General features: G+C 39.7%; 28 protein-coding genes. 5 read left to right on the top strand and 23 right to left on the bottom strand.

All coding sequences use genetic code 11. The features are described 5' to 3' along the window. Positions 1–225 precede the first annotated feature (225 nt). Both metK and E0E36_RS01370 read left to right on the top strand, forming a co-directional pair. Positions 226–1,479, top strand: a complete 1,254-nt coding sequence (gene metK, locus E0E36_RS01365; RefSeq protein WP_130854483.1) for a methionine adenosyltransferase — start codon at positions 226–228, stop codon at positions 1,477–1,479. 176 nt (positions 1,480–1,655) lie between these two features. After that, positions 1,656–2,390 (top strand): lysophospholipid acyltransferase family protein, encoded by a 735-nt coding sequence (locus tag E0E36_RS01370; RefSeq protein WP_041388039.1) that lies wholly within the window; start codon positions 1,656–1,658, stop codon positions 2,388–2,390. A gap of 19 nt (positions 2,391–2,409) precedes the next feature. Here the strand turns inward: E0E36_RS01370 and E0E36_RS01375 are convergent, their stop codons facing one another. Both E0E36_RS01375 and E0E36_RS01380 read right to left on the bottom strand, forming a co-directional pair. Next, the gene (locus E0E36_RS01375) at positions 2,410–3,489 is read right to left on the bottom strand and encodes a glycosyltransferase family 2 protein (RefSeq protein ID WP_013664864.1); all 1,080 of its coding nucleotides are present in this window, start codon (positions 3,487–3,489) and stop codon (positions 2,410–2,412) included. 37 nt (positions 3,490–3,526) lie between these two features. Continuing rightward, positions 3,527–4,501 (bottom strand): lysylphosphatidylglycerol synthase domain-containing protein, encoded by a 975-nt coding sequence (locus tag E0E36_RS01380; protein WP_242627106.1) that lies wholly within the window; start codon positions 4,499–4,501, stop codon positions 3,527–3,529. 107 nt (positions 4,502–4,608) lie between these two features. Here E0E36_RS01380 and ruvC point away from each other — a divergent pair, with 107 nt between their 5' ends. Further along, the gene (gene ruvC / locus E0E36_RS01385) at positions 4,609–5,175 is read left to right on the top strand and encodes a crossover junction endodeoxyribonuclease RuvC (protein WP_130854485.1); all 567 of its coding nucleotides are present in this window, start codon (positions 4,609–4,611) and stop codon (positions 5,173–5,175) included. Positions 5,176–5,212: 37 nt separating this feature from the next. Here ruvC and E0E36_RS01390 read toward each other — a convergent pair whose 3' ends face one another. The 5 genes from E0E36_RS01390 to E0E36_RS01410 form a co-directional block, all read right to left on the bottom strand. Then, positions 5,213–5,626, bottom strand: a complete 414-nt coding sequence (locus E0E36_RS01390; protein WP_013664861.1) for an HIT family protein — start codon at positions 5,624–5,626, stop codon at positions 5,213–5,215. A gap of 113 nt (positions 5,627–5,739) precedes the next feature. After that, the gene (greA, locus tag E0E36_RS01395; RefSeq protein WP_013664860.1) at positions 5,740–6,213 is read right to left on the bottom strand and encodes a transcription elongation factor GreA; all 474 of its coding nucleotides are present in this window, start codon (positions 6,211–6,213) and stop codon (positions 5,740–5,742) included. Between the two features lie 144 nt (positions 6,214–6,357). Further along, positions 6,358–7,050 (bottom strand): response regulator transcription factor, encoded by a 693-nt coding sequence (locus tag E0E36_RS01400; RefSeq protein WP_013664859.1) that lies wholly within the window; start codon positions 7,048–7,050, stop codon positions 6,358–6,360. A 27-nt stretch (positions 7,051–7,077) separates the two neighbouring features. After that, complete coding sequence (locus tag E0E36_RS01405) at positions 7,078–8,721, bottom strand: sensor histidine kinase (RefSeq protein WP_013664858.1); 1,644 nt, start codon at positions 8,719–8,721, stop codon at positions 7,078–7,080. Between the two features lie 20 nt (positions 8,722–8,741). Continuing rightward, positions 8,742–10,526: a S9 family peptidase gene (locus E0E36_RS01410; protein ID WP_165446896.1), complete on the bottom strand. Its 1,785-nt coding sequence runs from the start codon at positions 10,524–10,526 to the stop codon at positions 8,742–8,744. Between the two features lie 437 nt (positions 10,527–10,963). Here E0E36_RS01410 and E0E36_RS28295 point away from each other — a divergent pair, with 437 nt between their 5' ends. Together E0E36_RS28295 and rfbC are read left to right on the top strand one after the other, a co-directional pair. Next, a complete protein-coding gene (locus tag E0E36_RS28295; protein ID WP_165446897.1) occupies positions 10,964–11,266 on the top strand; it encodes a DUF4286 family protein in 303 nt (100 codons plus the stop codon). A 40-nt stretch (positions 11,267–11,306) separates the two neighbouring features. Further along, positions 11,307–11,855, top strand: coding sequence for a dTDP-4-dehydrorhamnose 3,5-epimerase (rfbC, locus tag E0E36_RS01420; protein WP_013664855.1), 549 nt, complete (start codon positions 11,307–11,309; stop codon positions 11,853–11,855). Positions 11,856–11,940: 85 nt separating this feature from the next. Here the strand turns inward: rfbC and E0E36_RS01425 are convergent, their stop codons facing one another. From E0E36_RS01425 to nrfD, 16 genes are all read right to left on the bottom strand, one after another. Then, entirely contained in the window at positions 11,941–12,750 is an 810-nt protein-coding gene (locus tag E0E36_RS01425; protein WP_013664854.1) for an OmpA/MotB family protein, read from the bottom strand. Positions 12,751–12,777: 27 nt separating this feature from the next. After that, complete coding sequence (locus E0E36_RS01430) at positions 12,778–13,218, bottom strand: DUF983 domain-containing protein (protein WP_013664853.1); 441 nt, start codon at positions 13,216–13,218, stop codon at positions 12,778–12,780. Beyond that, positions 13,181–13,462 carry a hypothetical protein gene (locus E0E36_RS01435; protein WP_013664852.1) on the bottom strand — a complete coding sequence of 94 codons (282 nt, stop codon included), beginning with the start codon at positions 13,460–13,462 and terminating at the stop codon, positions 13,181–13,183. Before E0E36_RS01435 ends, E0E36_RS01430 begins: the two co-directional genes overlap by 38 nt. A 118-nt stretch (positions 13,463–13,580) precedes the next feature. Beyond that, positions 13,581–14,105: a DUF420 domain-containing protein gene (locus tag E0E36_RS01440; RefSeq protein WP_013664851.1), complete on the bottom strand. Its 525-nt coding sequence runs from the start codon at positions 14,103–14,105 to the stop codon at positions 13,581–13,583. Beyond that, a complete protein-coding gene (locus E0E36_RS01445) occupies positions 14,105–14,815 on the bottom strand; it encodes an SCO family protein (protein WP_130854488.1) in 711 nt (236 codons plus the stop codon). The genes E0E36_RS01440 and E0E36_RS01445 overlap by 1 nt, the downstream gene beginning before the upstream one ends. A gap of 56 nt (positions 14,816–14,871) precedes the next feature. Further along, a complete protein-coding gene (locus tag E0E36_RS01450; protein WP_013664849.1) occupies positions 14,872–15,213 on the bottom strand; it encodes a cytochrome C oxidase subunit IV family protein in 342 nt (113 codons plus the stop codon). A 45-nt stretch (positions 15,214–15,258) separates the two neighbouring features. Continuing rightward, complete coding sequence (locus E0E36_RS01455) at positions 15,259–15,948, bottom strand: cytochrome c oxidase subunit 3 (protein ID WP_013664848.1); 690 nt, start codon at positions 15,946–15,948, stop codon at positions 15,259–15,261. A 10-nt stretch (positions 15,949–15,958) separates the two neighbouring features. Then, positions 15,959–16,546: a cytochrome c oxidase subunit 3 gene (locus E0E36_RS01460; protein WP_242627108.1), complete on the bottom strand. Its 588-nt coding sequence runs from the start codon at positions 16,544–16,546 to the stop codon at positions 15,959–15,961. Continuing rightward, on the bottom strand, positions 16,543–17,412 hold the full coding sequence (cyoE, locus tag E0E36_RS01465) for a heme o synthase (RefSeq protein WP_013664846.1): 870 nt from the start codon (positions 17,410–17,412) through the stop codon (positions 16,543–16,545). Before cyoE ends, E0E36_RS01460 begins: the two co-directional genes overlap by 4 nt. A gap of 10 nt (positions 17,413–17,422) precedes the next feature. Further along, positions 17,423–18,484 carry a COX15/CtaA family protein gene (locus E0E36_RS01470; RefSeq protein ID WP_130854489.1) on the bottom strand — a complete coding sequence of 354 codons (1,062 nt, stop codon included), beginning with the start codon at positions 18,482–18,484 and terminating at the stop codon, positions 17,423–17,425. A gap of 71 nt (positions 18,485–18,555) precedes the next feature. Then, positions 18,556–20,439, bottom strand: a complete 1,884-nt coding sequence (locus E0E36_RS01475; protein ID WP_013664844.1) for a cytochrome c oxidase subunit I — start codon at positions 20,437–20,439, stop codon at positions 18,556–18,558. A 20-nt stretch (positions 20,440–20,459) separates the two neighbouring features. Continuing rightward, positions 20,460–21,815 (bottom strand): cytochrome c oxidase subunit II, encoded by a 1,356-nt coding sequence (locus E0E36_RS01480; protein ID WP_013664843.1) that lies wholly within the window; start codon positions 21,813–21,815, stop codon positions 20,460–20,462. A 50-nt stretch (positions 21,816–21,865) separates the two neighbouring features. Continuing rightward, positions 21,866–23,089 carry a hypothetical protein gene (locus E0E36_RS01485; RefSeq protein ID WP_013664842.1) on the bottom strand — a complete coding sequence of 408 codons (1,224 nt, stop codon included), beginning with the start codon at positions 23,087–23,089 and terminating at the stop codon, positions 21,866–21,868. Positions 23,090–23,112: 23 nt separating this feature from the next. Then, positions 23,113–23,718 (bottom strand): c-type cytochrome, encoded by a 606-nt coding sequence (locus E0E36_RS01490; RefSeq protein WP_013664841.1) that lies wholly within the window; start codon positions 23,716–23,718, stop codon positions 23,113–23,115. Continuing rightward, the gene (locus E0E36_RS01495; protein ID WP_130854490.1) at positions 23,690–24,226 is read right to left on the bottom strand and encodes a DUF3341 domain-containing protein; all 537 of its coding nucleotides are present in this window, start codon (positions 24,224–24,226) and stop codon (positions 23,690–23,692) included. The genes E0E36_RS01490 and E0E36_RS01495 overlap by 29 nt, the downstream gene beginning before the upstream one ends. Before the next feature lie 4 nt (positions 24,227–24,230). After that, positions 24,231–25,709: an NrfD/PsrC family molybdoenzyme membrane anchor subunit gene (gene nrfD, locus E0E36_RS01500; RefSeq protein WP_130854491.1), complete on the bottom strand. Its 1,479-nt coding sequence runs from the start codon at positions 25,707–25,709 to the stop codon at positions 24,231–24,233. Between the last annotated feature and the right edge of the window lie 22 nt (positions 25,710–25,731).

Genomic DNA, 25,731 nt, shown 5'->3' on the forward strand with positions numbered 1-25,731 from the left:
AATTATTACCCCGAAAAATACTTCTCTGCTCGTTCCTTTTATATTAGCAAAATGAATTGTACTTTTGCACGGTAAAATGTGGAATGATTTGCGTGCCAATCAAATGGCGGGATTGCAACCACAGTAAAAAAGTGCTAATGATTGCCTTTCAAATTGACACTTCATACTTATCAAGCATTTTACAAAATAGATAATATTAGGTAAAAATCTTTGAAACAATAATTTATGCCATACTTATTCACTTCAGAATCCGTTTCCGAAGGACATCCTGATAAAATAGCTGATCAAATTTCAGATGCACTTATTGATAATTTCCTTGCCTGGGATCCCGATGCGCGCGTAGCTATTGAAACATTAGTAACTACCGGACAAGTCGTCCTAGCGGGAGAAGTTAAATCGAACACCTATTTAGATGTTCAAAAGATCACCCGATCGGTTATTGAAAAAATTGGTTATACCAAATCAGCCTATATGTTCGAGGCCAATTCATGCGGAATTTTGTCTGCCATCCACGAGCAATCGGCTGATATCAACCAGGGAGTCGACCGTAAAGAAAGGCAAGATCAGGGAGCAGGCGATCAAGGCATTATGTTCGGCTACGCCAACAAAGAAACGGAGAACCTGATGCCATTGGCCTTGGATCTTTCGCACAAACTTCTTCTGGCGTTAGCCGCCCTTCGAAGGGAAAATAAAGACATCACCTATTTACGTCCGGACGCGAAAGCACAAGTGACCATTGCTTATAACGATGACCATACCCCATTGCGTATTGATACCATTGTCATCTCTACCCAACATGACGATTTTGATGAAGAGGGCGCCATGCTCGACAAGATTAAACATGATATCATCCATATTTTAATTCCTAGAGTGAAAGCGCAGCTCAAACCTGAGCTTCAGCAATTATTTGATGAACACATTACGTACCACATTAATCCCACGGGTAAATTTGTAATCGGCGGCCCGCATGGAGACACAGGATTAACCGGCAGGAAAATTATCGTAGACACTTATGGGGGTAAAGGTGGACACGGTGGTGGCGCATTTTCAGGTAAAGACCCCTCAAAAGTGGATCGTTCAGCAGCTTATGCTGCCCGACATATTGCGAAGAATCTGGTAGCTGCGGGCATTGCAGACGAGATACTCGTTCAGCTTTCATATGCTATCGGCGTAAAGCACCCAATGGGTATTTATGTAAATACCTATGGCAAAAGCAATGTGGCTTTAACCGATGGACAGATTGCAGAAAAAATAGCTGAGCTTTTTGATTTAACGCCTTATGGAATTGAAACCAGACTAAAATTGCGAAATCCTATTTATTCTGAGACCGCTGCTTACGGCCATATGGGACGCGAATCCGTTATTGTTAATAAAACCTTCGAAAACTCGATGGGTGAAGTAAAGACCGTGGAGGTAGAACTTTTTACTTGGGAAAAACTGGACTATATTGAACCGGTAAGGAAGGCTTTTGGCTTCTAAAGGATTTGAAATGTTGTTTGAGCCCGGCATACGCCGGGCTTTTTTTATTCAATAGCTTTATAAAAATATTTATTTTTGCTGGCATTGCAAAAGACCTGGTTGAAAATGCAATGGTAGAACCTTTAATACATGAAATATCATGTCTTATAGGTTACACAAAAACAGATTATTTACATATGAACAAATTTTTTGGATATATCCTGACACCATTCCATTACCTTTACTTCGGCCTTATTCTTGTGATCTTCCACCCTATTCAGTGGATCTGTCTCAAACTAGGCGGGTATGAAGCGCACAAAAGGTCTGTCGATATCCTTAATTGGTTTCTTACAAGCAGCTATTATCTTTTAGGAAATAGCGTACATTTTATCAATAATCAACAACTACCTGTTGCTCAACCCATCATTTTCATTGCAAATCATCAAAGCATGTATGATATCCCGCCGTTGATTTACTTCCTAAGAAAGCATCATGCCAAATTCGTGTCTAAAATTGAGCTGGCAAGCGGTATTCCAAGTATATCGTTCAATCTTAAATATGGTGGTGCAGCCAATATTGATCGAAGTGACCCAAAGCAGTCGATCGCGGAAATATTGAAGTTGGCGAAGAACATGAAAGATAAAAACTGGTCAACGGTTATTTTTCCGGAAGGGACACGATCCAAAACAGGCGTTATGAAACCCTTTGCGGTTGGCGGCATCGCCACCATTCTAAAAAAAGTACCTCATGCAATCATTGTACCCGTAGTCATTAACAACTCTTGGAAAATGGTTCAATATGGTTCTTTTCCGCTTCGTGCTTTCACAGCGATGAGCTGGGAAGTGCTTGCTCCTATCTCTTCGGAAGGACGCACAGCAGAAGACGTAGTAAAAGCGGCAGAAGAAGCGATTCGGGAGAAAGTGGTTCCCTAGTATAAAATACTCATCACCATTATCTCACCTTTCTTCCCTTCCAATAATACTTACCGGTATTACCGGCGATCCCAATGTAAACGATGTAAAAAAGATGCATAACGCTGAGTAAAGGCAAATTGATCAGCAGGGCACTTCGGGAAGCAAATTTTGTAATCGGCATTAAAAATAAAAGCTCTATCCCAATTTTAGCCAACAGAATGATGCCGAACCCTAAAAGCATGGGAGGAAAAAAAACGCCCAGTAAGGCATTCAGTAAAACCGCCAGATTGAATATCCAAATTGCTATTCCTAATAGCACGATGTTTTTATTCTTGTATTTAGTGCTTTTAGAGGCCCAGCGCTTCCGTTGCCGGATAAATTCTTTCAGGTTTTCTTTAGCTTCTGTATAGACAATAGCCTCCTCCGACTTACAAAACCCGATACCGAGGGGATACTTCTGCGCCACTTTATGCAGAAAAAGCTCATCATCTCCACTTGCTAAATCGTCAATTCCGTTAAATCCACCTAATTCATAAAATACGTCTCGCCGATAGGCGAGATTGGCACCATTGCATGTTGATGGCCTACGCAGGCCAATAGAAGCAGCACCCAAACCTATAAGGTATAAAAATTCTAAGGTCTGTAATTTCTCGAAGTAACTCTTCTCTTGGTGATAAACAACGGGAGAAGAAATTAACTTATAGTTCTTCTCTTCATACAGGCTCACAATGGTGCGTAACCAATTTGGGCCCATAACACAATCGGCATCCGTTGCGACCATTAACTCACCCTTTGCACTAGCAATTCCCTCACTGATGGCTTTCTTTTTATACGAATTTAGTTTTTCATGCTCATTCAACTCAATCAATTTAACCCCCCGATCACTGTACGATGCAATAATTTCAGCTGTTCTATCCGTCGAATGATCATTTATAATAATCAATTCCATTAACTCACTCGGATAATGTTGCTTCAAGATGCACTCTATTGTTTTTGCAATATTACCTTCTTCATTGCGAGCTGCGATGAGCACGCTGACCGATGTTTTAAAAGTGTGCGTGTTCTTAGCTACATGATCCGGCAGCTGCTTCCACCCTCTTCGGAGCGTAAACACCATATATCCGTAATATAAACACAGTATCGTAGTGATCCCACTAATGATTTGAATTGCCAAAGAAATTAATTTTAAAAACAAATACCGAACCTATGATGGCCGGAATAATCAGATTAATAAACCAAATGGATGCCGCAGAGGCCATAACCGCCAACTCTTGCGTTGTTATAAAAGCAAAAAGATATCCCGCCGTTAAGCTTCTTACACCCACATCCAACAAATCTAATGAAGGCATTGCAGATTGAATAAAAAACAATAAAAAAACCATCAAAACCATTGGCCCTGTGGGTATCGAAGGGATAAGTATGTGCATTACCAACATATATTGAGACGTAAACACGGCATATCGGAATAACGACATGGAAAAAACATACCATAACTGTTTTGTATCATATCGTTCTAATAGGAAAAAGAAGCGTTGCACTTTAGTGAGCCATTTGATCCTCCGGATGAAACGATTAAGCCATTTGATTCTAAAGTATAAAAGCAACATGAGGAGAATAAAGCCTAGGGCCAACAAGCAGAGTGCGAGATATAACCAAAACGAAGGGTACTTGTAGTTGCCAATAAACCATACCAACGCAATGGCTCCCATCATGTTGGTAATGACTAACTGAGCGAAAGCTCCGACGGCCATAGCCAGTACACCGAACATGCGTTTACGAGGGTTTAAAAACAATACCCGTCCACCATATTCGCCTATCCTATTAGGCGTAAAAATAGCCCAGCTTAACCCGCAAAAAACCGATTCAAACGCTTTTACGAAGGAAATTTTTTGAATGGGACGACAAAGGTATTGCCATTTAATGCATTCTAAACACCAGTTTATAAGCATTAAAGTGAAAAGCGAAAAAATGGTTAAGCTTAGTAACTCTGTATCCAACCGTCCGATTAAGCGTTTAAACTCATATAGGTTTTTATTGTCACTTAATTTCCTATGTATGAACCATATCGTCAGTAAGAGTACGGTAATTTTAATACTTACACTTATTATTTTTTTTCCCCTCGTGCTCAATGGTGTTTTTTTTGCAATGTTAAGAAAACTTAAATAAATTATAACATAGCAAGGCCGAAAGAACATTCTTAACCCTGTTTATGCTAATAAAATCGTAATATTGTGACATGTTGCAAAGCGATTTAAAAGAGCGGGTTATCTTGGGGATCGATCCCGGAACCAAAGTGATGGGCTACGGTTTAATTCAGGAAAAGGGGAAACAACTGAGCTTAATAAGCTTAGGAATCATTAAACTGGATCATTTGGAAAATCAGGCGCTTAAGTTGCAACGTATATTTGAGAAGACCACCTCACTAATCGATCAGTACCACCCTGATTGCATGGCTTTAGAAGATCCATTTTATGGCAAAAACATCCAGGTCATTCTGAAGTTAGGACGAGCTCAGGGAGTAGCCATGGCAGCCGCTTTAGCCAAAAAAATTGAAATAGCGGAATACGCGCCCAGGAAAATAAAGCAATCCGTAACAGGTAACGGCAGTGCATCGAAAGAACAAGTTGCCTCCATGTTAAAGAATTTATTAAACTTCAAGGAGAGCCCACAATTTCTTGATGCAACAGACGGCCTCGCAGTGGCGGTTTGCCATGCATTTCAAGGACGCGGCACAAGCGGTGGTAAGAAGAGCTATACTGGCTGGGAATCTTTTATAAAAGAAAATTCCCATCGATTAAAATAAGAAGGACCGATCTATACCTCATTGCGGTACGAAAACACTACGAATTACTCGTTAATCTCGCCAGCTCTTGTCTGATACGTTCAGCATGTTCGCTAAGTTGCTCACTGCTAAGCTTCAGTTTTTCTTTCGAGAAGTTGATATCACCTACATGGTTGATAGGTACTAAATGGATATGCGCATGCGGCACTTCCAGTCCAATCACAGCAACGCCCACCTTTTCGCATGGAAAAGCTATTTTGATCGCTGATGCAACAATTTTGGCAAACATCCAGATTCCAATGTACTCATCATCTTCCATATCAAAGATATAATCCGTTTCTTTTTTGGGAATCACGAGTACATGTCCTTCCGCTAAGGGATTGATGTCTAAGAAAGCCAAGAAATCATTTGACTCAGCCACTTTATGCGCTGGAATTTCACCTGATACAATTTTTGAAAATAGAGAAGACATAATACAAGGAAGTAAAAATTAAAAAATTAAAAAAGCATAAATCTAACAACTTAACCCACCGTTAGCGTCATGTAAGCGGTTATGGCAGCAACCGCACATAACCGCTATACAAGCTATCGTGAGATCTCCAATATTTCCAGTTCGATTTTCCCTGCAGGTACCTCTATTTCAGCTTTATCACCTACGGATTTACCTAACAGGCCTTGCGCTATCGGTGATTTTACCGATATTTTACCGGATTTAAGATCTGCCTCTGTTTCGGAAACCAATTGATAGGTCATGATCGCTCCATTCTTTGTGTTTTTTAATTTTACAATGGATAGAGCCAACACTTTGGTAACGTCCAATTTAGATTCATCGATCAATCTAGCATTTGCTAAAACCTCCTCCAACTTTGCGATCTTTGCTTCGTGAAGGCCTTGCGCCTCTTTGGCTGCGTCGTATTCCGCATTCTCGGACAAGTCACCCTTGTCCCTTGCTTCAGCAATAGCTCTTGCTATGGCGGCCCTTCCTTCCGTCTTCAGATACTGAAGTTCCTCCTTCAACTTTTCCAATCCTTCTTTGCTATAATATGTTACGTCTGCCATAAAAATAATACTTTAAGGTTCCATTATAAAAAACAAGCAAGACCACGCCTTATTACCAAGCGTGGTCTTGCTGAGTTAACAACGAAGTTAACTCCTTTTTCTTAAAAAAACAAATCCACTAATGTGTTTAACAGATATTAACAACTAGGTTCTATCTGCAACAAATTTATACCCCATTCCCCGTACTGTTTGTAAATGATACGGCTTATCGGGATTAATTTCAATCTTCTTCCGCAAGCGCACGATATGCATATCGAGGGTGCGGGTATTCACATTGGAACTGTATCCCCAAACCACTTGCATAAGTTCGTCTCTACTGATAACCCTATTCACATTCTGCAAGAAATAAAGTAGAATCCGATTTTCAAGAATAGTCAGCTCTATTTTTTTCCCATCTCTGATTAACGAATGCGTGTTTGGATGGTGTTCCGTGTTACCAAAGTATAAAGTGTCATTTGCGTTGTTAACAAAAAACTTCACTTTATTTTCGATCATTGCTACTAAAACATCCATATTGAAGGGTTTAGTTATATAATCCGAAACACCGAAGCTATATGCGTCTATCTTATCCACGTCCTGCGACTTGGCGGTCATCATAATAACCAGATTATTAAAACCTGCTTTGCGCAAATTTGCACAGACCTCTGACCCTTGCTTTCCGGGTAACATCCAGTCTAACAATACAATATCCGGCTTTTCAGTTAATATTAACGTCTCCGCATCCTTCCCATTCGAGGCCTGTATCACTTGGTAATGTTCCGATTCTAATCGATGAACAACCAAAAATCGAAGGTTTTCATCATCTTCTATTACAGCAATTTTAGTGTTTTTTTGCATAGTTTTACTTCTGTGCTGTTCGTCTAATTAATGTACATATGGCAGTGTTACTAGAAAAGTTGACCCTTTTCCCAAGGTGCTCTTTACTTGGATATCGCCGTCCATAAAATTCAACAATTCTTTACAAAATGCCAAACCTAAACCTACACTGCCTTGTTGGTTATACTGACTTTTTACTCTATAAAATTTTTTAAATATATTTATAAGTTCGCTCCTTGGAATTCCTATTCCCTTATCGACAAACTTAAACATTATTTGCTTTTTTTGCTTAAAAATAGTGATTTTTAACGATTTACTGCCTTCCTCGGAATACTTATAAGCGTTATCTATTAAATTTTGAAACACACTACCGAGTAAGACCTGGTCTGTATGCAAGGTTGACACATCTTTAAGCTCATATTGTAAATCAAAACCGGGGTATTTTAGTTGATACCGATTTACAATTTTTTCGCAAAAGTCTTTTAAATTAACCTTTTCATATTTCAATTTAATGGACTTATTCTCAATTTGTGTAAAAGATAATAAGGTATTCAATAGATTATTAAGCTTATCTGCCTCCTCATCCAGTATCTTACCGTATAGCTTTCTGGCGTCCTCTTTTAACTCTTTGGCACTTTGAATATTATTGCCCGCAATTTTAATAACACTTACAGGCGTTTTAAATTCATGGGTAAGGTTATTGACAAAATCATATTGCAGCTTAAACATCTTATTATTAAAACTAATATTTCGATAGATCAGGTACCCAATTACAAACAATACCAAGTAGCCTAAGGAAATCATTAGCGCTAGTGGCATAAACCGTCTATTAACCTCCTTTATCAAGAAATTTCTATTAGCGCTAAAGTATATTTTATACGAAGCAAGCGCACCGGGTAAGGGACTCTCCGTAGTCAGCAAGTCGGGATCGGTATCAAGCGTTGCATAGAACAGTGGTTTTATTTCGATCTTTTCATAAAGTTCCGGATGATTATTCACTAATTTTAGGTCCTGCGGATCTATATAATAGCTCAAGATATCCTGTTCATAAATCGAGTTATTATCAATCTCGCTTTCTACGAATTGCTTGTATGCTTTGATATCCTCTTTCCGAGGAATATTCATGTACGTTATTTTCTCAGGAATAACAGCATAAAAGAACTTATTTATCTCATCGTTATTAACACTCCGTGAAGTATCAGCGATATCAATGAAGCTGGCAAGCCTTGCGGCCATACTATTAAAATCATCGGCAATACGAATATCGAATTTTTCACCGGAGTTAGCTCGATAAATTACCTGGCTCTTCGGACAATCTCTTCTAAATTGATACACGGCACGGGGCGTTATCCCTAATCCTGTAGGTGTGTGGCTTACATAAGCATCAAAGAATAAAATGCGCTTTACAAAAGCATACTTTTTTAACACGGAGTCTGCATAAATGAAGGCAGAATTGGAATCGAGATATCCCTGATAAAAGGATACTTCCGGTATTTTATTAAAAAAAAGGTCGTTATAAGACTCTATATTCTTATCTAAAACATCGATTTTTTTTCCGACAAATTCATTTTCAACAAGCTTCCGCGCATATTTCTTTGCAAAGCCCAAGGCTATAATAAATAATAGTGATGCCAGGACAGCAAATGTGATAATAAGCCAGTAATTTTTTCGATAATGGTTATGATTTGGCATATATGATACCGATAAACCGATTAATTAGCGCCCAAATTGTTGGCAAAAAACACTTCAAGTTGCTGATAAAACGCCAAGCGAGCCTGTTCATCTTTAAAGTAATGTCCCTCTTTCTCTTTCAAAAAATAAGTTATATTAATGTTTTTGCCCTTCAGGTCTCGTACCATTTGATTGGTCTCGTTTACATTGCCACGTTCGTCCTTACCGCCTTGTGCAATAAAAATAGGCCCCTTTATCTTATCCGTATGAAAGACAGGTGATACTGCGCGAAAATAGTCTGCCTGTTTTTCGGGATTACCAATGATTTCATAATACATCTGCAAATAAGGTTTATAATAAGGAGGAATTTCTTTTAAATAAGTAAACAAATTGGTTATTCCCGAATAGGATGCGGCACATTTATACAAATCGTTATGAAAACAGGCACCGTATAGCGCGCAAAATCCGCCGAAACTATATCCAAAAATGCCAATTCGTTTAGGATCCGCGACCTTCTTATCGATCAGATATCTTACGCCATCAGCAATATCTTCCTGTATCTTTCCGCCCCACTCACCGAAACCGGCTGACCAAAACTCTTTTCCGTAGCCCGTTGAGCCCCTATAGTTTGGTTGAAAAACAGCATATCCACGATTAGCAAGAAACTGAACTTCGCTATTATATTCCCATACATTTCTTGCAGAAGGACCATTATGAGGTATAACAATAAGCGGTAAATTTTGCTTTTTTAGCTGATTGGGCAATGTTAAATATCCACTAATCGTCATACCATCTCGCGCGTCGTAACGAATAGAGTCCATCTTACATAATGCTGTTCTGTTCAAAGCGGGGTTAACATCGGCTAATTTCGTTAAATGATCGTCTTGGATGCTATATAGGTAAATTGCCCCCGGATCGTCATCAGCGTAAGTACGAATGATGAACCTCGTTTCAGCGTCGTTCTTATCGATCACCCGCATCCAGTATCCGTTTAGTCTTCGCGTTAGATCTTCATGAACCTCTTTAATCTTCTTATTAAAATAATGTCTTTCGGGTTTCCAAGTATCGTATTCCGCATAAGCAAGCCCTTTCGCAACGGTCGAAAAACGGATATTGTCGATGTCGACTTCCGGATGTACGTAAATGGTCTTAATTTCTTCTCCTTTCTCCAAGTCGATGATGACCAAGGCTTGCTTATCTCTGTTGATATTCGACAAGGCATATATGTGATTTGCTTTCCCCTCAATAAATCGCAGAGGCTTCACCGTTGTTTTGAAATTATTCTCGAAAACATGCTTAAATTCGCTCGTCTCATTATCCCGATAAAGTAATGTCTCATTTACGCCGTCGCTCGCTACCGCCAAACGCACTTTTCCATCCAGATCTGCAAACCAATTACTGATATTACCCGGATTCTTTGCCACCATCTTTAAATGACAATTATGAAGATTTAACCGATATACGTCAAAAGCAGAAGAATCACGTTTATTTAGCGAAATCAACAACTCATCATTATTCACCTGCTGGCTTACCCACCGAAATCGCATTGGCTCCGGGGTAATGAGGTTACGGACGGACAACGAGGTTCTATTGACAGCATATATATTCAGATTATCATCCTTCGACCGTTCTTTCCAAAACACCAGTTCGTCGTCATCTGCCCAAAAATAGTTTGCTATATTCTTATCCGTTTCTGTTGTGATCCTTTTGGTTTCTGTGTTATTCCAAGTCGTTAGATAGATATTTTGAATCCCCTTGTATGACTGCAAAAAGGCAATATACTTTCCGCTGGGAGAAATCTGAAAGTTTCCTTTCGGCGATTTCATAAAAAAACTTTCCACCGGTATTTCTTCCCTTTTTGCGAAATTCGAGCAAGCGGAAAGGCATAAAAGAAAAAATACGACGATGATAGGAGTAAAAATCCGCATGTATACCCACCTCTTTTTTGTACCCAATTTGTTGATTTCTTTCAGACATACAGCCAGATTTGTATGCCCTTATATTTATGGTTAAGTTAGCAAAAGAAGCTTTTTTTTTCAAACCTCACTCGTAACATTTAAAGTACACTTCTTTTGGCTCCGGTATACCTGCCTTTAATATTCAATAAGCATTTATAATAAAACACCTTTTTCTCGGTCATCTTCTATTAATATTGCTCTTTTGCTTAATTCAAACCGATACAGAATCGATTAAGAAGACATGCGATTGCGCTGATTTAGCGTGGCAAGTACTATTAATGCCAGAGGATTGCTATCTTAGCCGAATGATTTTATTTAATATTACACATATTATTTCTGATCAAAAAGTTTTAGCGTACACCGAATGGCTTAAAACAGAATATATCCCCTTGGTGAAAGCTCATTCTTTATTTGAGGAAATAAGACTTTTAAAAATATTAGACTCTCCCAATGAGGGGCACTCGTTCAGCCTTCAATTGCTAGCAAATAATAGAGAGGACATACTAAAGTTCAAAGAATCACTGTTTACTATTTTACAACAGAAGATGCAGGGAGATTTTTATGGACATCTCTTCTTATTCGATACCCTTATGGAGTACATCGATTAAGAACATAACAAAAACGATATAAGCTACACACTAATAAAATATGAATTTTGTAAAAACACCTATCGAAGGAGTCGTTATTATTGAACCAAAAATATGGGAAGATAACCGAGGACAATTTTTTGAAACTTATAACGAAGCATTATTTAGGGAAAATGGCATTGACGAAAAATTCGTCCAAGATAATCAGTCGGTTTCCTGTAAAGGCGCGCTTCGTGGTTTACATGCACAAGCAGGTCCTCATGCCCAGGGAAAACTTGTCCGAGTAATTAAGGGAAGTGTGATCGATGTCGCTGTGGATATTAGAAAAAACTCACCTACCTTTGGCCAAACCTTCCACATTGAACTTAGTGAGGCAAATGCCAAAATGCTATGGATACCTGTAGGCTTTTTACATGGTTTTGTTGCTCTGGAAGAGAACACTATTTTCTGTTACAAAGTAACCGGTAAATATGATAAGGCAAATGAAATCGGCGTTCGTTACAATGATCCTACCTTTAACATCCAATGGCCTTTACCACAAGAGGAGCTGATTTTATCAGACAAGGATCTTCAATTACCGTTGCTTGCCGATATCAATAATCCTTTTTAGTTCGTAGTTGAATAGTTGAGTGGTTAAGTTGTTAAATAGCACTCGACCATTCAACCACTCAACTATCCCGCTATTCAACTACCTACTATTTTATCAATTCATAAAGCTCATCCAGCTTTGGAGAAAGAACAATTTCTATTCTTCTGTTAGCACTCCTAGCCTCGGGTGTGTCTGCGGTATCTACAGGGGTAAACTCGCCCTTTCCCGTTGCTATTAGCCTCTTTGGATCGATTCCCTCTTCCTCTGTTAGATACCTGACAACCGAAGTTGACCTCAAAACGCTGAGATCCCAATTATCCTTTATTTGTCCCAAGCTTCTCACCTTCTGATTATCTGTATGACCTTCAACGGCCATATTGATTTCGGGCTGCGTATTCAAAACTTTGGCTAACTCGGCCAAAGCTTGTTTCCCACGCTGATCAATTATGATACTTCCCGAAGAAAAGAGTAATTTATCAGCAAGTAGGACATATACTTTACCCTCCCGCATATCAACGGTCAACCCGCTTTCCTTAAATCCCAACAGCGCACGTTGCAACTTATCTTTTAATTGATTACCTGCTTCCTCTCGTTTCCGCAGTACATCTTCTACCTCTTTCAGGCGTTCCTCGCGTTCAGCTAAATTTGCGGCCAGTTTTTTCGCCTCACTTGAGCTTGAGCTCAAATTCTCTTCCAATGAAGCAAGCCTTCTTCCCAATGATGCTGTGTCGGCCCTTAGCTTCGCCAGTTCATCTTCTAAGTTGTCATTTTTGATTTGAGCTGTCCGCCAACCTTGATTTAATGAATCCTGCACATTTAGCATAGCTTGGTAGGCTTTCGGGGACATCACTTTGCAACTACTTATAAGTAAAGCAATAAATAGAAACAAGCAAAAAGCCTTATTAAAAAGTATCATAGCGTTTAAATAAAAGGAAAACTGATCTCAATCATCCAACTGATATTTTGGATTGTATTTAATCTTGGGCGTCAGAAAATACAGCAAAATCAGTCGCGAATATCGATAATTAAATGGGGCCAAAAGCAATACTGCTATAAACAACACAATCGAATAGAGCCAAGGAGACTCACTTCCGGTAATTAAGTAGGTTGTCAAGCCGATGGTGATTACTTCCAAAACTGCCATGGCATAACTTACATACATAGCAGCATAAAAGTAGCCGGGTTCAATTTCAAATTCCAAGCCGCAGTATGGACAAATATCATTAGTTCGTTGTTTACGAAAGCCATATGTACCACCAATGAACATTTTTCCCGTTCTGCATTGAGGGCATCGGGCTTCTATTAACGCACGTATCTTGCTCCTACCCGCCATGCCTCCATGAAAACTAGTTGAGATTGATCGGGTCGTGTTTGAAATTAACATCAACCTGCTTCCTTCGATATTTTTTATACCACATATATCCTACGGCGCCTACCGCCAAATAAGGCATAGCTAATAAAAACAATATCCCTTTGTTTAAGCCTTTGCCTTGACTGTTGCCATCTTTCACCGATTGCTCAGCATTTAAAGTACACATCGCGCATTGTGCATACACCGGTTTGACATAGCTGACAGCAGCAATTGTCAAAAAAAACAGCAATCCAGCTATTCTGAGAATCTTTTTCATTTGCTTATTTTTAAATGATAAAGCTAATCTGTTTAGTATAGCGCAACTTTTTATTGATCCTTATTATAGAAAACGAAATTACGCAATAAAAATTACTTACACGAAGCTAGTTTATCGACTAATTGTAGTAAGGAGCCATCATTAAGTACACGATTACGCCTGTAATGGTGACGTATAACCAAATAGGAAAACTCCAACGTACTAATTTACGATGCTTTTCAACTTGCATCTTCATCCCTCTGTAAAAACTGAACAGAACAAGGGGCAGTACAATGGCCGAGAGCACAATATGCGTTATCAATATAAAGAAATAAATGGGACGAATAATTCCTTGCCCCCCAAACTTTGCCTCATTACCGGTGGAGTGATAGATTATATAAAGCACCAGGAAAAGCGAAGAAAGTATAAAGGTAATGATATTCAGCCTTTTGTGCATTGTAATATTTCCTTTCCGAATATAAAAGAAAGAGATGATGAGCAAGACGGTGCAAGTTCCATTAATCATGGCATTCGCCTTAGGCAAATAGAAAACCCAATCCGGTATAACTTTCCAGGCGATCAGTCCACTTTGCAATAGTGCAACCACGACAAAAACAAAAACCGATACGCCCCAAACCAATCTAAAGATAGCCTTATCACTCATTATTGTCTTATGCTTATATTTCTAAATTCTTCCGTTAATAACAACTTAATTTCGTCAATCAGTTTATCAACATCCGTTTTAACCAAGGCGTCGTAGTACCCTCTTATTCTTCGTTTTGAATCCAATAGAACGATTGATGAACTATGCGTAACAGGGGTATGCGCTTTTGGGTCATAAACAACATCTAACAGCAAGCCATCTTTGGCCAACGTTATAACTTCTTCGTAGTTCGCCGGTGATAGCATATACCAATTTCTAAACTTACCCCACCCTTCCTTATATTGTTTCAAAACGGAGGGTGTGTCACTATAAGGATCAATGCTAACCGAATAAAGCTCAACCATGGCGTTTTTTTCGAAACGTTTGGCAATCTGTTGCATCACTTGGTTAATAGGCTTCGCTAGCTTCTCTTTCTTTGTAAAGAAGAAATTAATAACTGCCACACTGCTATCCGGTTTAAAGGTTACCGTAGAGCTATCGCTGTTTAACATGCTGAAAGGTTGCACGGCATGATAAAGTGTATCGGGAATCTGTTTACCGCGCTTGGTATGAAAAGTTCCCGTTAATTTCTTTTCGCCATAAAAGGGTAACGATTTATAACGATTCTCGCCCTTTTCCTGAAGTAGATAATAACAAAATCCCGGTAAAGCCAATATGGTTACCAGGATTGCAATCTTCTTTATTGAAAAGGACTTTGTTTGATCTTTCATTCTGCGTAATATACCACTCTAATCAATCTATCGAGAAAGACGCTACAAAGAAAATACTATCCGAATACATGATTCAAATGTATACTCAGATAGGATCCTTCCGTTAATAACAGAATAATGAAATATATAATAAAGACAAACACAATGAGTGTCGACACTATAAATCCCATTTTCTCAAACTTTAAGTGCATAAAATAGGCCACAATATAATAAGCCTTCACCAGTGTAAGCACTATATAGATGAAATTAACTAAAGGTCCTTTTTCAAGAGGCCCATGATAAACTAATGCCAATGCAATGAAAAACTCTAGGCAGGTAATCGCTAATAAATAAAAGAAAACCTTCCAGATCAACTTTTTAGACATATCAGCATGATGCTCTTCATGTGTATGTTCCATATGTGAATTATGTTCGCTCATTTGTATATCGTAAGGAATGAAAAATTAAACCAAGTAAAAGAAAGTGAATACAAACACCCAAACCAAGTCAACGAAGTGCCAGTACAACCCTACTTTCTCGATCATCAAATAGGTTCCTCTTTTTTCAAATACATTTGCCATCGTCATAAAGAGAATGATGATATTGATGATTACACCGGTGGTTACGTGAAACCCATGGAAGCCTGTAATGGTAAAAAATAGATTAGCGAATTGTTGGGCTCCTAATTTATCAATACCTTCATAATGCGTAGGTATACTGCCCCACCAATATCCTTCGTGATGCAAATGCGACCATTCTAAAGCCTGACAGCCTAAAAACATCAAACCGCCGATAATGGTAGCAATCATCCATCCTACTACTTCTTTTTTAGCATTGCGATGTCCTGCTTCTACTGCTAACACCATGGTAACCGAGCTCATGATCAGTATAAAAGTCATGATCCCCACAAAGACCAACGGATAACCATGATCGGCAATTCCGGGAATGGATTGAAAAACATCATCCGGATTAGGCCAGGTTACCTGGGCAAAACGCTGTGCACCATAATAAATCAAAAAGGCGGAGAAAGTAAAGGCATCTGATACCAGGAAAAACCACATCATAATTTTGCCATACTCCATGGCAAAAGGAGATCTACCACCATTCCATGGTCCAGATTTCACTTGATCTAATTGCGATACAGTAGTACTCATTTAATTAGTTTTATTGATTCAAAAGTAAGAAAACATATATATATATCCATAGAATATCCAGAAAATGCCAGAAAATAGTGGCAAGTTCCATTCTAAAACGATTTTTAATTAAAGGGTTCCCATTATTAGCTTTAAAAAAAGCATTTAACAGTACAATGATACCAGCCAAGATATGCGCTTGATGCGCCCATACAAAGACGTAGATGAAAGACTGGGATGCATTATTATTAATGAACATCACGCCATTTCTAGCCAGCTCCATCCAGGCACTATATTGCAGGAAGAAAAACAAGCAGCCTAGCAGAATGGTCAGCCCTAACCATAAACGTTGTTTTACGACATTGCCGATTTTAGCCGATGCATAAGCTAAATGCATACAAAAACTGCTTAGCACAATACTGATCGTACTGTAAATAAAAGTATTAGGTAATAACGTTTTTAAGCCCTTATCTTCCCCTCCCGCCGAATAAACAATAAAACCACTGGACCAAGCGGCGAAGAGCATGAATGATACCACTAAAAAAACGTATAAAGAGAATTTCTTCGCCTTTAAAGACGTTAGATAATTATTATTATCCGTTTGTTGAACCATTATCATATCTTAATAAAATCAAACAACAACACTAATTGCATTAACGGTAATATGAAAAAAGATGTAAACATTACTTTCCTTGCCGAAGCCAAGTCCCTTTTCAAAAATAGCTGCAATGCAAAATAAGCAAATACTAACCCCGCCAAAAGCGACACAACTGCGAGCGTATATCCTGCAAAACCATACCAAGTAGGTAACAAAGAGACAGGTATGAGTAGTGCTGCAGATAAAAAGACCATAAAGGCACTTATCGTATCCTTCCTCGTGGTGGGTAGCAACCTAAATCCTGCTCGCTTATAATCTTCATCAAGTACCCAAGCGATACTCCAAAAATGGGGAAACTGCCAAACGAATTGAATTCCAAATAAAATTAGTGGTATCTCGTCAATGAACGGTTCCTTAAAAGCTGCAAAATACCCAATAAGCGGCGGCAAGGCTCCCGGAAATGCACCAACAAAAACGGCAATGGGCGACTTTTGCTTTAAGGGTGTATAAAAGAACGCATACATCAAAATTGAAAATACCGACAGTACTCCTGTAAGGAAATTTAATCGAACCAATAAAAGTGTGCCGATTAACCCCATCAACAAACTTAAAACCAGTGCTTGTCCCGACGTCATTCTGCCCGATGGTAAAGGTCTATCCGCTGTCCGCTTCATTAATTTGTCGAGATCGCGTTCAATAATCTCATTAAAACCATTAGCAGAACCCGTCACCAGTAATCCACCTATCGTTAGAATAGCCCAATTTAACCAATTGATATCTCCTTGTGCCCTACTCCCGACAAGAAAAGCAATTGATGCAGAAAATACGACTGTAAAAGAAAGTCGAACTTTTATTAACTGCTTTAAATCACTTATAAAATCCTTCACTTTAATCAATTTACTGACCTATGTATTCGCTCGTCTTTCCCAGTAAGAGCATGAGGTAATATTGAGCTCCAAACAACAAGCTAGCCAACACCAAGTGTGTGGTTTGAGCATAAGCCGGAACTCCCAAATACGAAAGAATAAAGCCTGTGGCGAGCTGCAAAATAACGAGTAGAACAATCAGATTAACAATTCCGCTCTGTACACTTTTATGCGCATATCTCGTTCGAACCAAAAAGAATAATAATAGGCACAGAACAAAGACTCCTATAGCTATATCACGATGGTAGTTAAAGTAGTTACTTAGCTTCGATACCCATTCAGCGCGATTGTCAGATGACGACGCAATGAAATCGATTTCCTCTCGCACCGTTGTCCCCAGTATTACCTGCACAACAATAAGCACCAAAACCACTAGAGCAAGCAATTTTGCTGATTTATTCCCTCTGTTGATCAACAGGCTACTGTCTCTTAGCACTTTAGCTTGGAAATAGGTGTAAATACTAATTGCCAATATAACCAATGCCAACAACATATGTACGGTAATTACCCATGCCAATAAATTGGTGGAAACAACAATGGAACCAAGCCAAGCCTGTAGAAATACAACAAATAAATTGAGTACGCTGAAATAGAAAATACGCTTTTTACTTTTCAGGAACGCAGTGGAAAAAACAGCACACAATAAAAGGAAAAACCCTGTAACTGCACCAACTAACCTATTGATATACTCCGTCCATGTTTTAGCCGCATTAAACTCCTCATGTTGAAGAATGCTCTTATCATTTCTCAACTCCTCAGCTAACTCGGCGAATCCGAATAGATCCAATGTCTTCGCAAAGCGTTCGTTCTTTCTTGCCCGATTGTCAATGTACTTTTGCTCGTACCCTTCAGGTAACTGAGACTCGTTTGTTGGCGGTACGTACTGGTCAAAACACTTTGGCCAATCCGGACAGCCCATTCCCGAACCGGTACTTCTCACCACTCCACCGGCCAGGATAAGCAAAAAGAGCGATAGAATAGTAATTTTATTTACTACTACAAATCTCCTCTCGCCAGGTAAATAGACACTCATTAGCACAAAAATGGGGCACCCGATTAGCTTATAAGCTTAGGCAGATACCCCAAGTTCTTTATTCAAAACTATTAATGATGTAATTCTCTTTCGACACCATGCTCCTTATCCCACTCGCGTTGAATTTGCTCAGCAACAGCATCCCCTTCAAAATCGTGTGGCAAGTTAGAACTCATCGTTTCTGAGAAAGGAACCGTTTGTGGAATAAAATCATCATCATGTCCCGGTTTACTATAATCGTAAGGCCAACGATAAACTGTTGGGATCTCGCCCGGCCAGTTTCCGTGTAAATGCTCTACCGGTGTTGTCCACTCCAAGGTATTAGATTTCCATGGGTTCTGTGTTGCCTTCTTACCAAACCAAATTGAATAGAAGAAGTTAAACAAGAATGCTACTTGTCCAAACCCAGCGATAATAGCCGCCCATGTTACAAAGACGTTGACCGTCAACCATTCTTGCATGAATGGGAAATTAGTGAACGAATAATAACGGCGGGGAACACCATCTATTCCCATAAAGTGCATCGGGAAAAATACCAAATATGCCCCAATAAACGTCATCCAGAAATGGAGATAACCCAATTTATCGTTCATCATTCGTCCAAACATCTTTGGATACCAATGGTAAACACCACAAAGCATTCCACAAATAGATGCAGAACCCATTACCAAGTGGAAATGCGCGACAACAAAATAGGTATCGTGTAAGTTAATATCTAAGGCGGAGTTACCCAAAAAGATACCAGTCAATCCACCCGATATAAAGAATGAAACCAAACCAATAGCAAATAACATGGCCGGTGTAAATTTGATATTTCCTCTCCATAAGGTCGCTAGGTAGTTAAACGTTTTTACCGCTGATGGTACCGCGATGATTAAGGTAGTAATCATAAATACACCACCTAAGAACGGATTCATTCCGGTAACGAACATATGGTGACCCCATACAATAAATGACAGTACGGTAATACCAATCAGTGAATATACCATCGCATGGTAACCAAATATCGGCTTACGTGAGTTAGTCGCAATTACTTCCGACGTTAAGCCTAAAGCAGGCATTAATACGATATATACCTCAGGGTGGCCTAAGAACCAGAAAAGGTGTTGGAATAAAATAGGACTACCACCCTCATTTGGTAAGATCTGTCCACCTATAATGATATCCGATAAATAGAAACTGGTACCCATACTTCTATCGAAGATCAATAAAACCACGGCTGAAACCAAAACAGGGAACGATAACAAACCAACAATGGCCGTCAAAAACACCGCCCAGATAGTCAAAGGCATTCTCCAAAGGCTCATTCCTTTCGTGCGCATATTCAATACGGTACTGATGTAGTTAATACCCCCCATTACCTGTGAAGCAATAAACAGCACCATACTTGCCAACCAAAGTGTCATCCCTGTTCCTGATCCCGGAATAGCCTGCGGCAAAGCCGATAAAGGAGGATAGATGGTCCATCCGGCACTTGCAGGTCCACTTTCAACAAAGAAGGAGGAAATCATCACTACGCAAGCCGAAAAGAAAAACCAATAGGATAACATATTCATAAACGGCGATGCCATATCCCGCGCTCCCAGCTGCAATGGAATCAGTAAGTTACTAAAAGTACCACTCAAACCAGCAGTTAACACGAAGAAGACCATGATCGTTCCGTGGATAGTGACCAAAGAAAGGAAAAAATCGGGCCTTATCCTACCGCCCTCTGCCCACTTGCCTAGGAAAACTTCCAATATGGGAAAATCCTTTTCAGGCCAGGCTAACTGAATTCTAAATAAGATGGATAAAAACATAGCAAAAAAAGCCATGATGATACCCGTAATTAAAAACTGCTTAGCAATCATCTTATGATCCTGACTAAAAATATATTTCGTCAGAAACGTTTCATGATGATGCCCGTGAGCATCATGGCCATGATCGCCTGCATGTGGAATTGCTATACTTGACATAAGCTCTTATCCTCTATATATTAATAATTTAACGCCAATTGTTTATTATCCTTCGCCTGCCCCTCTTGATTTGCTGTTTGCGAAGCTTTGAATTCTTTCTTCACGTCATCGCTAAAGAAATAAGTTTGCGATGCCAACCACTCTTTGTATTCCGCTTCGGATACGATACGTACCGTCTTCTGCATATTGTAGTGTCCTTGTCCACAGATCTTAGCACAAAGCATTACATAATCAAATTCAGGATTGTTCAACTTTTCGCGCATCTCCTCCGTTGTGAAACGTGGAGTCATTTGGAAATGCGTAGCCATACCCGGTACTGCGTTCATTTGAACTCTGAAATCCGGCATATAGAAACTATGTAGGATGTCTTTAGAGTTTATGGTAAATCTAACAGGTTTACCTACCGGCAATACTATTTCAGATCCCATTATATCATCCCAGGCATTTTTATCATTATAGTCGATCCCCAAGCCGTTCAAAGGGGTTGTCAACTTAATACTTCTTTTACCAATTTTATTATCTCTTCCACCATAACGAACCGTCCAAGCGAATTGCTCGCCCGTAATTTCCACTTGCAGCGCATTTTTAGCTACATCATCCGGTACATTCGTTATACTTCTCCAGGTAAAAAACCCAAACAATACAAGAATTGTCAATACAATGGCCGGAACAATGGTCCATATTTTTTCTATCAGGTTATTATGTGGATAGAAATAAGCTTTGCGCTTTCCACTGCTTTTATATATGAATGAGAATCCAAAGAGTAAGATATGCGTTAGCACAAAGACAATGGTTGTAATCACTGTAGTTGTGATAAACATACTATCAATTTTTGCTCCGTGCTCGGATGCCGCTTCGTGCCAAGCTAGGCTACCGTGGTGTACGTATGACCAATAAGCACCGTACAATCCTACAAAAAGGCTTATTAAGAAAAGAATGCCGTTGAACTTATTCCAGTTCACGCGTTTTCCTTTTCCTTGCATTTCGCGTGTTAATTCGTAAACGTGGATAATCTTACCAACAATACCAACCACGATACACACGAGGAAAAACAACAACACATAATAAAAGAAGTTTTTATATACCTGAGGGTCTATTGACTTTTCTTCTTCTTGTGCTGCTTGTGCAGCGTTGCTGGTTGCACTTGTCCCGGCGGGCGTCTTTGCAGCAACGGCATTACCGGTGGTATCCGCCGCATTTGTCCCGGCTGAATCCGCTTTAGCCTGCAACTCTGAACTTGAAACAGTAGCACTGGTATCGTTCTTGGCGGCAGTACTATCTCCTGACTGAGCAAAAGCTGGACTTTGCAATGATAGCATAACAGCCATTACCAAGCCGAAGATCGTTCTAAAATTGATGTACTTTCTATATCTCATTTCAATATTAACGGTTATTCGTATTTCAATTCGCTTTCTAATCGAAGAAACTAAATTTGATGATGAAGACTTTCTTCCAAAAATGGATGGTTCTTTGGGGCCAGCGGTTGCTTACTCAATTTACCTAAGGTTAAATAGGTAAATAAACCAACGAAACCTAATATCGAACCGATCTCACTTAGACCAAAACCTCTGTGGTTTTCAACCGTTCCGGGCATAATCATGATATAATAATCTAACCAATGTCCAGCTAACAGCAGGATACATACAAAAAGCATGATATTTTCTTTCCTTTTAGCATCACGATCCATCAAAATCAGAACAGGAGCTACAAAGTTAATGATTATTGACAACCAAAACCAAGGTTTGTACTCGGGTTCCCATCTTTTATAGAAATATACCGTTTCTTCCGGTATGTTTGCGTACCAAATCAACATAAACTGTGCAAACCATACGTATGTCCAAAAGATAGAGAAACCGAAGATCAGTTTACCCATGTCGTGTAAATGGTTTTCATTCACCCAAGCTAAGTATCCAGCGCGTTTCAACAAAATAATTATTAAGGTGATCGCACATAAACCACTTACCCACATTGCAGCGAAGTTATACCAACCGAACATCGTTGAGAACCAATGTGCCTCCAAAGACATCACGGTATCGAAAGACCATATAGGTGTTGTAAAACCAAATATCACAAGAAATATTGCAGAAAATTTGAAGCTCTTCTTATAAGAATTCAAACTTCCTTCCAAGTCCTCTCTATAAGATAGTTTAGACAAGGCTGCACCTAAAATGCTGTAGCAGCCTAAAAATATAATCTGTCTGGCAAAAAAACCGGGTACATTTAGAAAAGCAGACTTTCCTGCTACTAAAGCATCGTAGTGAGGACTATTCGGATCCGTTATTCCATCGGCGTGCCAATGATGGTATAGATTATGTGTAAATAAGCCCGCAGCGGTGATTACGATCAAAATAATCGATGCGATCGGTAATACACTGGCAAATGCTTGCGGAATACGTAAAAGGCCTGTTGACCATCCGGCTTGGGATACAAACTGGATAGCTAAGAAACAAGCTCCTGCTGCACACACACAGGTAAAATAATATCCCATTAACAATAAATTGGCGAACATGCGGTGGCTACCGTCCACATAAAAGCCCGCAACAATCGCAATAACACCAATTATTATTGCTGCCAAGCTCCATGTTTTCGCCTTTCCAACGAATTCAAAGCGCTCGTCAAAATTATATGTAGTGTGACTATGAGTTCCCATTTGATATATAACTGTTTATAATACTATTTTTTTTGCAATTCATGAACATACATCACCACTTTCCATCGTTCTTCAGGTGATAATTGTGAAGCATGCGAGCCCATTAGATTTAATCCGTAGGTAATCGTATGGTAGATTTTACCATCGGTCAAATCCTTCATTAATCCTCCACGGGAAGAGTTGCCCGTAGCATATGAAGGTGGCGGTGGAAACTTCTCCATGTTCACAATGGTTCCATCCCCATGCCCTTCAGGCCCATGGCAAGGCGAGCAAAAGGCCTGAAATAAATGAGCCCCTTCCTTTAGGTTCTTTTCGTTTCGTTCCAAAGGATTGTGCACATTTACACTTGCTGCTTCGTAGCCCTCTAACGTATTTGGATAATCAAAACGTTCAAAACCTACGGGAGTAGTTCCCTCCGGTGGAGTCTGAGCCGTTTGCCCATTGGCAAAATTCTTATTGGGTTGGTCTGGATTATATCCTATTGGATCGTACATGTTTCTTGAGAATTCCCATCCTGTACTCCGCGTTGTTTTATCTCCACAAGAAGATACTATCGCCGCGAAAGCTATTGCAAAACATGCGGTTCCAAACAGTCTAGTCTTATTCATAGCTAACATATTTCCTTTCATTGTACAGTACTTCTACCGCACCTGCGTCTTTTAATAAGCTGTCAATTTTTTCGTGATCGGTGTTCGATCTAGCATCAATTGCAATTACAAAGCGATCGTCCGTTGCGCGCAAATCCATTACTCGTGGAGCTCTTCCCGGAAAAAGATGGCTTCTGAAGTAAAATGCAGCCACCATACCCAACGCACAAAACAGGATAGTTAGCTCGAATGTTACGGGAACAAAATCGGGCATTGGCAACGTCGGTTTACCACCGATAATCATAGGCCAGTCTTTATGCAGTGTATAATATAGCAAACTGATACCAGAGATGGTTCCGGTAATACCACATATGAAAGCTACGATTGGCAAACGAGATGGCGGAACACCTAATTTTGCCTCAATACCGTGTATTGGCATGGGTGTATATACATCGTAAATAGAAATGTTACTCTTTTGCAACTTATCTATTCCATCCATCAAATCGTCCGGATGTTCAAAATGTCCTAAAATATATTTTGTGTCGCTCATCTTTTTATTTTGCTAATTCTTTAATTTCCTCTTCGCTGACACTATCATACTTGTCAAGCGATTCTTTGTAGAATTCAACCTGCTCGGATTTCAAGTGACCTTCCTTAACAAGTTTAAGCTTTTGCTGGTGACTAGCGGAATGCAATAATAATTTAACCTCTGCCATTGCTATACCCGGTAATACACGTAAGAACAATAAGAATAAGGTAAAGAATAAACCGATTGATCCAACAAATATACCAACGTCAGTCCAAGTTGGATAGAACATTGCCCAGCTCGAAGGTATATAGTCGCGATGCAGTGAGGTCACGATAATTACAAAACGCTCGAACCACATACCAATATTTACCACGATAGACAATACCCATGAAATCGGAATGCTTGTCCGTATTTTCTTAAACCAGAATAACTGAGGAGAAATTACGTTACAGGTCATCATCGACCAATATGCCCACCAATACGGCCCTGCAACACGATTGGCGAAAGCATACATTTCATATTCTGAACCTGAGTACCAAGCGATAAACAACTCGGTAAGATAAGCAACCCCTACAATAGACCCGGTAACCATGATGATCTTGTTCATTGACTCGATGTGGAACATGGTTATGTAGTTTTCGAAATTCAAAACTTTCCGGGTAATCAAGAGTAAGGTTTGAACCATGGCAAAACCCGAGAAAATCGCACCCGCCACAAAGTAAGGAGGGAAAATGGTTGTATGCCATCCCGGGATAACCGAGGTTGCAAAGTCCATTGATACGATGGTGTGCACTGAAAGTACCAGCGGTGTAGAAATACCGGCTAATATCAATGATACGATTTCAAAGCGTTGCCAAGTCTTCACATTACCCGTCCAGCCGAACGACAAGATCGAATATATTCTTCTTCTTAAGCCAGTAGCGCGGTCGCGAACCGTTGCAATATCCGGTAATAAACCTGTATACCAGAACACTAAGGATACTGTAAAATAGGTAGAGATCGCAAAAGCATCCCATACAAGGGGGGAGTTGAAGTTCACCCATAATGAACCGAATTGGTTCGGTAGCGGGAAAATCCAGTACGCCAACCAAGGACGCCCCATGTGGGCAACGACATAAGTTGCGGCACAGATTACGGCGAAGATTGTCATCGCCTCTGCTGAGCGGTTGATGGAGTTACGCCAGTTTTGACGGAAAAGAAGCAATACCGCAGAAATCAACGTTCCTGCGTGACCGATACCCACCCACCATACGAAGTCGGTAATATCCCATGCCCAGCCTACCGTTTTGTTTAGGCCCCAAGCGCCGATACCCGTCCAAAATGTATAACTTACGCTAAAAACCCATAGTAGCGCACCCAAGGCAGCTACAGTGAAACCAATCCACCAAGCCGCATTTGGTTTATTCTCTACAGGTACGAGAATATCATTCGTTACCTTGGCATAAGTAATATTCTTACCGGTAACTAATGGTTCTCTAAGTATTGATTCGTTATGCGATGACATATTCTTATTTTTTCAGATCAAT

Origin of the sequence: Olivibacter jilunii (assembly GCF_900607235.1) — a bacterium.
Lineage (GTDB): Bacteria > Bacteroidota > Bacteroidia > Sphingobacteriales > Sphingobacteriaceae > Olivibacter > Olivibacter oleidegradans.